The 6,959-nt window shown below is 46.2% G+C and carries 3 protein-coding genes; all 3 read left to right on the top strand.

What is annotated here, in order from left to right; genetic code table 11:
- Positions 1-4,081: polysaccharide lyase family 8 super-sandwich domain-containing protein (locus AZ66_RS29620; protein ID WP_156159892.1), on the top strand; the 4,081-nt coding region annotated here is incomplete at its 5' end.
- A 372-nt stretch (positions 4,082-4,453) separates the two neighbouring features.
- Positions 4,454-5,968, top strand: coding sequence for an alpha-L-fucosidase (locus tag AZ66_RS04140; RefSeq protein ID WP_044353702.1), 1,515 nt, complete (start codon positions 4,454-4,456; stop codon positions 5,966-5,968).
- Positions 5,965-6,927: a sugar kinase gene (locus AZ66_RS04135; RefSeq protein WP_044353701.1), complete on the top strand. Its 963-nt coding sequence runs from the start codon at positions 5,965-5,967 to the stop codon at positions 6,925-6,927. Before AZ66_RS04140 ends, AZ66_RS04135 begins: the two co-directional genes overlap by 4 nt.
- The last annotated feature ends 32 nt before the right edge of the window (positions 6,928-6,959 follow it).

The following is a 6,959-nucleotide window of genomic DNA, read 5'->3' as shown; positions in this document are numbered from 1 at the left end:
AATACTAAGTTTGTTACTAGTAGTTGCGATAGTAGTCACGTTCTTGCCTGTTGGCACAGGTGTAGCGATGTCATCAAATGTAAATAATTTATTTCCGAATGGTGATTTCGAATCAACTGCAGCGCCGAGCGGTACTTGGACTCAATATACGGATACGAACCCTGTACCTGTTAATTGGGACACATGGATTCCTGTAGGTTCTGGTAAACCAACTGGTAGGACAGTAAGTGTAACGGTTGCTACCTATCATTCTTATAGTGGTCAGCAATCGATGCTGATTGATGCTTCTCAAACAAGCCGCGTGTCAATTAATGCTAAGGCACCTGTTGCAGCAGGCAAATCGTACCGCTTGCAAGTGTGGTATAAAACCGAAAATATTGCAGGTGGCAGCGGCGCTTATTTCCGCACTTCTGTGCTGAATCCTTCTAACACAAAATTAATAGATGGACCTACTTCAACGAAGGTGTATGGTACGAACGATTGGACGATGCAGCAAGTTTTTATAACGGTGCCGGCTGGTGGTGCCAAATTTTTTGTTGAATTGTTTTTAGAAAATAGCACCGGCAAAGTGTGGTTTGATAACATTCGGCTGGAGGAATATGACGGCATAACGGGGTTAGCGCTTGAACCGACGGCAACGATGATGACGGTTGGAGAGACGAAGCCGCTCACATTAACCGTCACTCCAAAAAATCTTCCATCTCCCAAAGTAATATGGAGTACTAGTGATGAGAACGTAGCTACTGTTGATCAAGATGGTAATGTAACAGCAGTTGCTGCGGGTGTAGCAACAATCACTGTTGCAACAGAAGACCAGATGATAAAGGCACAAAGTAACATTGGTGTAGACTCCACAGAAACAGCAGCTGCTTACGACCAATTGCGTACGCGCTGGAAGCAGAAGTTAGTAGGAGCTGTAGACGATAACCTCGCTTCTGATCTCGCTATTCAGGCACTAGTAGCTGAGATGGACAATAGTGTATCCAATGCCGCTAAGACGGGTTATCTCGATACACTTAGTGCTAATGATAGCAGCCGCAAATACTTATGGTCGGATCTTGTCGATAACGTGGACACGAAGGAGCAGCATGCCAACAACATCGTTAGCGAGTTTACTCGTATTAAAACAATTGCAATCGCTTACAGTACAGAGGCTTCCCGTTTCTATCACGATCCACAGTTGCGGGATGCAATTATAGGAGCTCTGGATTGGATGTACGCTAAGCGTTATAACGAGCGTTTATCCTACAGCAGCGCCAGCAGCTGGTGGGGATTTGAAATCGGTGCACCGCAGCTGTTAAATGATTGTCTGATCCTTATGTATGATGAGTTGAACGATCAGCAAATAGGCAACTTCATGCGGACAATTGATAAGTATTGTCCTAACCCAACAAAGCGGGTGCAAAATAGCTCCGTGATCGAGACCGGTGGCAATTTGCTGGACAAAGCGCTTGTTGTAACTTTGCGCGGCGTAATTGGTAGAAATAGCGCTAAAATTACGCAAGGACGGGATTCGATCGGTTCAGAGTTTAATTATGTCACAAAAGGTGATGGTGTATATGAGGATGGTTCACTGGTGCAGCATGCGAATATCGCTTACACTGCTGGCTATGGTGCAGTCTGGCTCAGCCGCACGGCGGACATCACTTATTTGCTCAACACTTCACCATGGCCTGTGACTGATCCACGTGTGGCTAACATTTATAAGTGGGTAAGTGATACATTCGAACCGGTTATTTACAAAGGGCTGTACATGGATATGGTTAACGGGCGGGGGATCTCCAGAAAAGACTCGGGTACGGCTCGCGGTACGATTGTAGCTTTAGCAAGTTTAGCTGAGGGTGCACCACCAGAGGTTAGTGCTAATATTCGCAGTATGGTTAAGGAATGGGTAAGCAAGGATACAACCTTTGATGATTACTATAGAGGCTTGCCGATTTATAGTGTGATGTTGTTGAAGAAAGTGATGAACGATGATACTGTCGCACCGCGCGGTGAATTGTCGCGCAGTTATATGTTCAACGGTATGGCCCGTGTCGCGCATCATCGTCCGAACTACGCTTTTGGGCTAAGTATGTTCTCAGACCGCATTTCTGCCTTTGAAATGGGCAATAAAGAAAATGTAAAAGGTTGGGATACTGGTCTTGGCATGACCTATATCTATAACGATGACTTATTGCAATATCGCGATGGATTTTGGGCAACGGTTAATAGTTTCCGTTTGCCAGGCACGACAACAGACGGTTCTGGAGAAGGAAAGATGCCGGGCGAATGGGCGTACTATTACAATACGAAAAGTCATGTTGGCGGTGCGACACTAGATCATTCATATAGTGCAAGTGGCATGGATTTCTCATTAACGAAAGTAACGGGCAGCGATTTAAGTGGTAAGAAATCATGGTTTATGTTCGATGATGAAATTGTTGCCCTCGGTACAGATATTAGCAAAACATCGGCCGCTACAAAATCAGTAGAAACGATTGTTGATAATCGCAAGTTGAATAGCAGCGGAGATAACGCATTTGTGATTAACGGTGAACAGGTGCCTACAGCATTGGATTATGCAGCAGATATTAACGATGTGAACTGGGCGCACTTGGCGGGCAATGGTGCAGGTTCTGGTGCGGATATGGGCTATTACTTCCCAACAGCACCCACACTGCATGTCGTACGCGAGGCGAGAACAGGCTCGTGGTCTGAGATTAACAACGGTCAATCGAAAGATAAGCTGACACGCAACTATGCAAGCATTGCCTTTGATCATGGGAATAATCCACAAGCAGCTAGTTACGAATATGTGTTGCTTCCGGGTAAGACAACGGCACAAACACAAGCTTATAGTGAACAATCAGCAATCAAAGTGCTAAGCAATACATCAACCGTACAGGCTGTTAGCAATACGCAGCTTGGCATCACCGCAGCGAATTTCTGGAGTGCGGATACTGCAGGAAGCATCCAAGCTAAATCCGCAGCTACTGTCATCATGAAAGAAGACAGTGGCGAAATGACAATTGCGATATCCGATCCAACGCAAAAGCAAAACACAGTAACGATTGAAGTCCATCAACCGAACTTGACATTGCTAACTGCAGATACCGGGATGAAAGTTACACCGATACAAGATGGAGTTAGCATTGAAGTCAACACTTCGGGATCGCTTGGCAAGACGTACACGGCAACATTTGATCTCGGAAAGACCCACATTGTAACCGCGGAAGGTGCAACAGCAGATAAACAGACTGCGAAGAAAGGTGAGACCGTAACGGTAGCACTGGATACACCTATGGGTAAAGCGTTCGACAAGTGGATCGTTACGCCAGCAAGCTTGACGTTAACCCAAGATACAACGAATACCAACATGTATACGTTTATCATGCCAGGTGAAGCAGTTAAAGTAACAGCAACGTATAAAGACGATACACAGGTAGGAGGCGGATCGACGCCATCACCGGATCCAACACCAACATTGCCGACACCAACACCTAAACCTAAACCAACTGAACCAGTGAATCCAGTGAAACCTACTGATCCGGTGTCCCCTAAGATAGATTTGTCGGATATCGCAGATCATTGGGCTAAGGCTTCCATTGAAAAATCAGTTGAACTTTGTTTTGTAAGTGGCTATGAGGATGGAACCTTCAGGCCGAATGGTACGATAACTCGCGGTGAGATTTCAGCAATGTTAGCTAGAGCGCTAAAGTTGGAACCAGTAAATACAGGGTTTATTTTTGCGGATCAAAGTCAAACGCCAGTATGGGCACAGCCATACATTCAAGCACTTGCTAAAGCAGGATATATTTCAGGATATGAAGATGGTACATTCCGTGCGAATAAAGATATCACCAGAAGTGAACTCGTTGTAATGATTGTTCGTGCACGGGGCCTTGAAGTACATCCAAATGCAACTCTGACGTTTACAGATGCAGATCAAGTGCCAGGCTGGGCTAAGCTTTATGTAGCAACTGCAGAAGAAGCAGGCCTGATTAAAGGAAATGGAGATGGTAAATTCAATCCTAATGCTGCTGCAACCAGAGCTGAAGCAGTTACTTTGATTCTAGGCATGTTAAATGATTTGAAATAAGAGATGCTGTCTATTCAAGCCATCCGCAATAGACACGTCTTAAGGTCACCGACTTAAGTAGGTGCCAAACTGTATCATCTAAGTGAAGGTGACTTCCCAGCAGGCTTGAGGTTATATGAAGATATTTCCAGTTTACAGTTAGTAGAGGTTAAAATAACCAATCGAAAGCCAAGGTCCGATTTTTAGGATCTTGGCTTTCGATGTTAAGGTCAAAATATTGCATATATATATATAAATAATGCGTGTTTCTACCTATCTTTGATTTGCTATTATTAGCCTAAGTTAGGTTAGGTTTTTAATTTCTATATAGATATGTATTATATCTTTTTATATTTTTCAAAATGTTGCGAAGGGAAAAATGAGAGGGGGGAAATGGTTATGAACAGCAGTGGAGTTATAAGAACAGAGCAAGTTAAAGCGGCAGCGTTGGTGCGGCCGACTGAGCGGCAGTTGGCGATACAAGAGATGGAGTTCTATGCTTTTGTACATTTTACAGTAAATACGTTTACGGATCAGGAATGGGGCAGTGGGCAGGAGCAGCCGGATATTTTTAACCCGACACAGTTGGATGCACGGCAGTGGGTGCGTGCTTGTATGGCCGCAGGGATGAAAGGGCTGATTCTGACTTGTAAGCATCACGATGGTTTTTGTTTGTGGCCGAGTGAGTATACAGAGCATTCGGTGAAGAATAGCCCATGGAAAGATGGCAAGGGTGATGTCGTTCGTGAGGTGGCAGATGCTTGTCGTGAAGGCGGGTTGAAGTTTGGGATTTATTTATCGCCTTGGGATCGTCATGAGCCGTGTTATGGGGATTCGCCAGCTTATAATGAGTACTTTACCAATCAACTGCGCGAGCTGTTGACAAGGTATGGGGATATTTTCTGTGTGTGGTTTGATGGGGCTTGTGGTGAAGGTCCTAACGGCAAACGGCAAATATATGATTGGAATGGCTACTATGCACTGATTCGTGAATTGCAGCCAGAAGCGAGTATTTCGGTTTGTGGACCGGATGTGCGCTGGTGTGGCAATGAGGCGGGGCATTGTCGCAAGTCGGAGTGGAGCGTAGTACCTGCGCAGCTGCAGAATAAGGAGAGAATTCAGGAAAATTCACAGCAGGAAGATAATGCTGAATTCGCCAAGCGTTTCACTTCAGAGGATGAAGACTTGGGTAGCCGCGACATTATCGCCAACGTATCGGAGCTTGTCTGGTATCCAGCGGAAGTGGATACGTCGATTCGTCCGGGATGGTTCTATCATGCGAGTCAAGATGATCAAGTCAAGTCGCTGGATGAGCTGCGGCATGTGTACTATGGTTCGGTCGGAGGCAATGCTACGCTCTTGCTTAATATTCCTGCCGATACGCGTGGTCTGCTCCACGAGAATGATGTGCAGCGGTTAGAGGAGCTCGGGGCTTGGATTCGCAATACGTTTGAGACGAATGTAGCGCGCGATGCTGCTGCTACGGCTAGTGAAGCGATGGCTAGACATGAAGCTGCCAATGTATTGGATGGCAATCGAGATACATTTTGGGCTCCTGAGCAAGGTACAGAGGTGGCGAGTATCACTGTCGACTTAGGAACAGTGCAGACGTTCGACCATATCGTACTGCAGGAGTATCGCTATACGCAGAGGATTGAGCGTTTCAGCTTGGAGTATTGGCAACCCGATGATGCTGAGGCTGCAGAGGAAAGTACGGATACAGCAGCAGGTACAGGGGCATGGCAGCCAATTCTGAATGGTACGATTATCGGTCACAAGCGAATTTGTCATTTTCCAGCCATAAGCAGCAGTCGCTTGCGTCTTGTAATCACTGGCTCGCGCTGGTGGCCAAATTTGTCCTCATTCGAAGTGTACAATAGTCAAATTCAGGGTGGTGAAGATGAATGAATAATCGAAATGCTCATCCGGAAGTGGTCACCTTCGGGGAAAGTATGGCCTTATTGATCGCCGAGGGAGGAAAAGGTCTAGAATACACATCGAATTTGACGCCATCCTTTGGCGGAGCTGAGACGAATGTAGCAATCGGGTTGTCAAGGCTTGGACATTCTGCAGGCTGGTGCGGCAGGCTTGGAGATGATCCGTTTGGGCAGCGGATTTATAAGATGGTTCGGGGAGAAGGCGTAGATGTTACACGCACTTCATTCACAGATGAGGCTCCAACAGGACTAATGATTCGAGAGAATGCGGGTGGAAGAAGCTCTGTTTATTATTACCGCAAGCTATCGGCGGCTAGTAAAATGACACCTGAGCATTTGGATGAGGAATATATTGCTGGAGCAAAGATTTTGCATGTTACCGGAATCACACCTGCGTTAAGTACAACCTGCGCGGAGACGGTGGCGGCAGCGATGGACATCGCGAAGCAGCACGGAGTCAAAGTGAGCTTCGATCCGAATTTGCGCTTGAAGCTATGGGATGTAAATGCAGCCCAAAAGGTTCTGTTGCCATTGGTGCTAAAAGCGGATTATTTCTTACCGGGATTAGATGAATTGAAACTGCTGTATGAGACGGAATCGATGGATGAGATCGTTGCCAAGCTCGGTGAGTTGTCCGCTGTAAGCATTATTAAAGGTGGCGAGGACAAAACCTATATTCTGGAGAACGGCAAACTGTCATCAGTTCCTTACTATAAGGTTGATCATGTAGTCGATACGGTAGGAGCTGGAGATGGCTTCTGCGCTGGATTTCTAGCTGGTTTGCTGCGGGAATATAGCCTTGAAGAGGCGGTTCGTCTCGGTAATTTGATAGGCTCGCAGGTAATCCAGACGGTTGGCGATTGGGAAGGTCTCCCTAGTGGAGCACAAATCGAGCGATTGCTAGCCGGTAAGATGCATGTTGAACGATAACGCGTTTTGTGAACGGAAATGAATGTCCGATG

Origin of the sequence: Paenibacillus sp. E194, from assembly GCF_000935845.1 — a bacterium.
Taxonomy (GTDB): domain Bacteria; phylum Bacillota; class Bacilli; order Paenibacillales; family Paenibacillaceae; genus Paenibacillus_B; species Paenibacillus_B alvei_B.
Note: the sequence above shows the minus strand (reverse complement) of the source record. Positions and strands in the feature narration are given on the sequence as shown.